The organism is Sphingobium cupriresistens, assembly GCF_004152865.1.
GTDB classification, from domain to species: domain Bacteria; phylum Pseudomonadota; class Alphaproteobacteria; order Sphingomonadales; family Sphingomonadaceae; genus Sphingobium; species Sphingobium cupriresistens.
In genome coordinates, this window is sequence record NZ_SEOO01000091.1 from 1 (window position 1) to 3,693 (window position 3,693).

Sequence of the window (3,693 nt, forward strand, 5' to 3'; positions counted from 1 at the left end):
CAATCAGGCTGGCCTCCGCCAGCTCTTGGGTCAGCGCTACGGCCAGCCTGATTACTGCCTACCGTGGGCGTCCATCGCCGACCTTACTGCAATGTTGCGGACGGCGCAGACTGTCCAGATAAGGCGATCAATTCTTCCCGGCCATAGTCCTTGGAGCCGAAGCTGCCGGTCTGATCGCGGCCAAGACGGGTGGGATGGCCAGTCCAATGGCCCAGTTCGTGAAAAGCTGTGCGATGCCAGTTGATCGGCTCATGGAAATCGTCGGGCCGCGGCACGGCGACATAGTCATGCCCCGGGCTGTAGTAAGCGGACGGGCCACCGATGCGAAAGTCGGCGCCCGTCGCGGCGATCAGTTCCTCGGCGTGCGGCAGGATCAGGCCATCCGGGATGGGCGGCGGTGGGAGACAGATATGTTCGGGCAGGTCGTCACACTGGTCGACCGAGAACACCGTGAAATGCTTGAGGAACGGAATTCCGCCACTGGTTGCGGTGCCTTCGGTATCCGCTCGGCGACGTTCGCCGCTGGGCACAAAGCGGCGGGTGTAGATGATACCGACACCGCGTTCGCCGCGACGCACCGAGCCCCCCAAGGCCGCAGCTTGCCGGAACGTCAGGAACGCATGGCTCGAAAACCCTCGGGAGACGACGGCATGCCAGAGGGTAAGCACATTGATGCCACTGTATCGGCGGGAGCTGACAGCATTGTGCGGCATGCCGATCCCGGCGTTCGCAGATCCCCAGGGCTGAACCCATGGGACGCGCCCAGCCTCGAGATCGGTGATGATGCGGTCTGTGATTTCTTGGTAGAGATTGGCGCGCTCAGGTCTCGAGCGCGCAGCAAATCGTTGCGCCATGGCAGGTCTCCGCGACGGGCCCGCAGCGAGCCTCTCTCGCAGCTCTCAGCCCGTCACGGGGCCATCCCGCTCTCTTCCTCTCGCGGGGCGTTGCGGGGCGGCAGTCCCGCATGAAGGGGTCTGATGAGACCGTTGGGCTCGGCAGCAGGGGAATGCTTTCCCCTCAAATGCGGCAATTTTGCTCAGGGCAATTTTGAACAGAATGCGAACAGTATTGGGATATTAAAATCATTCAAAAATTCGAGGAACGACAAACTTTTACTTGCACGTATGGACCAGGGTGACCTAGATATCGATACGTCAAGTTTCTGGAAGGTTCCGGAAAATGATTCGGGGGCGCCATGGCCGGAGACAAGCCAAATCTGCGATGGGGCGTGGAGCAAAAGCTCCAGTTCATCGAGTTCCGGTTGTTCTGGGAAGGTCATGTCAATCGAAGTGATCTGATCGAGCAGTTTGGCGTCTCGCCCAATCAGGCATCCGGTGACCTGAACCGCTACATCGCACTGGCACCGGACAATATGGTCTACGACAAGAGCGGCAAAACCTATGTCCGCTCATCCGGTTTCATTCCGCTGTTTCTCAAGCCAGACGCCACAAGCTATCTGTCCCAGGTGCGTTCTGTGGCGGAAGGGATTGTCGCGAGCCATGATTCCTGGATCGGCAGTCTGCCTGCATTCGACGCTCCGCCTGCGCCAGCACGCGGGGTAGACCCGAAGATACTGCGCACGATTGTGATTGCTGCCCGGCGAAAAGAAGCAGTCGAAATACTGTATCAGTCCATGGCGTCGCCGGAGCCGCAGTGGCGGTGGGTAGCCCCTCATGCCCTCGCTTTTGATGGGTTCAGATGGCACGCCAGATCCTTCTGCGAGAAGAGTGGCGAGTTCCGGGATTTTGTTGTCTCCAGAGTGATCGAGACACGCCATACAAGGCCGTCATCTTCATCGCCTTTATCCGATGCAGCCTGGCATGAGATGGTGGTGCTGGAGATCGGCCCTCACCCCGACCTCAGTCCGAACCAGAAGCGCGTGATTGAGCTAGATTACGGGATGCACGAAGGTCGGGTCAGCATCACCGTTCGGCGTGCGCTCCTTTATTACGCATTGCGGCGGCTGGGCCTTGATACGGACCCTGCGGCCCGCGCTCCGCAGGACCAGCAGATTGTTTTACTGAATGGCGAATCCGTGAGGGAGTTGGCTGCGTGAATATCTTCGAACTCGATAAAGCGCTCGTTGACCGATATGCCTCGTTCGCTCGTTCTTTCTCTGCCATCCGTGCGCCGGAAATCGATCAGCAGGTCCGGTCCATCTATGAGCAGGGCCGTTTCTGGCCCGACCCCCTGATCACGATCAATCCACGCTTTGAGGCCGGAAAATCGATCGAAGAGCTGGTTGTATCGGGTGACGTTGCGCCAGAACTGGCGTCGATCTTCGTCGCTGGACCGGATCGAACACCGATCCGCCTGCATCGGCATCAGGAGCGGGCCGTTGCGAAAGCCCGGAACCGTGAGAGCTTCGTTGTCACGACCGGAACAGGTTCGGGTAAATCACTGTGCTTTTTCGTTCCGATCGTGGATGCCATCGTCCGGGCAAAGAAGGCCGGCGAAGCCCCGCGTACCAAGGCTATCATCATTTATCCGATGAATGCGTTGGCAAATTCGCAGCTGGGAGAGATCCGGAAGTTTGTCGATGATGCTGGTTTGCCGGTGCATCTGCGTCCTACCGTCGCGCGCTATACCGGTCAGGAAACGGATGAAGAGCGTCAACAGATATCGCGGGACAAGCCCGATATCCTGCTAACAAACTTCATGATGCTCGAACTGCTGATGACTCGACAGGAGCGCCTTGATCGGGCCGTCATAGACAACGCCCAGAACCTTGATTTCCTCGTTCTCGATGAACTTCACACCTATCGTGGTCGGCAAGGCGCCGATGTCGCCATGCTGGTTCGGCGCGTAAAGCAGCGCCTCACGCCATCGAAAGATCTGATCTGCATCGGCACGTCAGCCACCATGTCGAGCTCGCCCGACGAAGCCGAGAGAGCGGCAGCAGTTGCCGAAGTTGCGACCAAGCTGTTTGGGCAGTCTATCGGTGTTGGTAGTATCATCGATGAAAGTCTCGCCCGCGCCACGTCTCCCGCAATCAAGGCAGAAACGCTGGGCGAACAACTTCGCCAGGCTGTGCTGCAGCCGCTTGCCGGCAGTCTCACGGATGCTGATCTCACGCTTCATCCGCTGGCGTGCTGGATCGAGACTCAGGTTGGTCTCGACGACGCCGAGAAGCTGCGGCGCCGAAAGCCGATGACCCTTACCACTGCAGCGCAAGCATTGAGCCTTCAGACGGGCGCATCCGAAGAGGATTGCAGTCGCGCGATAGCGGATATGCTTGCCATGATGGGCAAGCCAGAGAGTGAGCGCGGAGGGACTTCTTCAAGGGCCTTTCTTGCGTTCAAACTTCACCGTTTCATTTCTGGCGCCGGTCAAGCTTATTCGACATTAGAACCATCCGAACAGCGTCGGGTCAGTCTCGAGGGACAGAAGTTCCATCCCGATGACCCTGAGGCACGCCTTTACCCATTGTTCTTCTGCCGCGAATGCGGTCAGGAACATCATAGCGTGTCCATCACGAATGCTGATGGCGCGCATCGCGTTATTGCTCGCTCTATTGATGAGGCTGCCCGCGACGAGGCAGAGCCTGATGGCACGGAAACGGGTTATGCGCGGCGACAAACAGGATGAGAACGCAGCGACAATCAAGATGAGAATCGGCTGCTGGTGTGGCGACGAAGGGCGGAGGGCGTAGCCCGAAGCCCGTAGGCGCCACACCAGCAGCCGATGGCCCTT

Annotated in this window: 3 protein-coding genes; 2 read left to right on the top strand and 1 reads right to left on the bottom strand. The window is 58.8% G+C overall.

Going from position 1 to position 3,693, the window contains the following annotated elements; genetic code table 11:
* Positions 1 to 83: 83 nt before the first annotated feature.
* On the bottom strand, positions 84 to 854 hold the full coding sequence (locus EWH12_RS21585; protein ID WP_129927786.1) for an ArdC family protein: 771 nt from the start codon (positions 852 to 854) through the stop codon (positions 84 to 86).
* Positions 855 to 1,195: 341 nt separating this feature from the next.
* Between EWH12_RS21585 and EWH12_RS21590 the strand changes: the two genes are divergently transcribed.
* Positions 1,196 to 2,056, top strand: coding sequence for a BrxR family helix-turn-helix transcriptional regulator (locus tag EWH12_RS21590; RefSeq protein WP_129927787.1), 861 nt, complete (start codon positions 1,196 to 1,198; stop codon positions 2,054 to 2,056).
* A complete protein-coding gene (locus EWH12_RS21595) occupies positions 2,053 to 3,588 on the top strand; it encodes a DEAD/DEAH box helicase (RefSeq protein WP_242496174.1) in 1,536 nt (511 codons plus the stop codon). Before EWH12_RS21590 ends, EWH12_RS21595 begins: the two co-directional genes overlap by 4 nt.
* Positions 3,589 to 3,693: the final 105 nt, after the last annotated feature.

What these genes read in the sequence shown, in the direction of transcription:
- EWH12_RS21585 (WP_129927786.1), bottom strand. Translation starts at nt 854, where the DNA reads ATGGCGCAACGATTTGCTGCGCGCTCGAGACCTGAGCGCGCCAATCTC.
- EWH12_RS21590 (WP_129927787.1), top strand. Translation starts at nt 1,196, where the DNA reads ATGGCCGGAGACAAGCCAAATCTGCGATGGGGCGTGGAGCAAAAGCTC.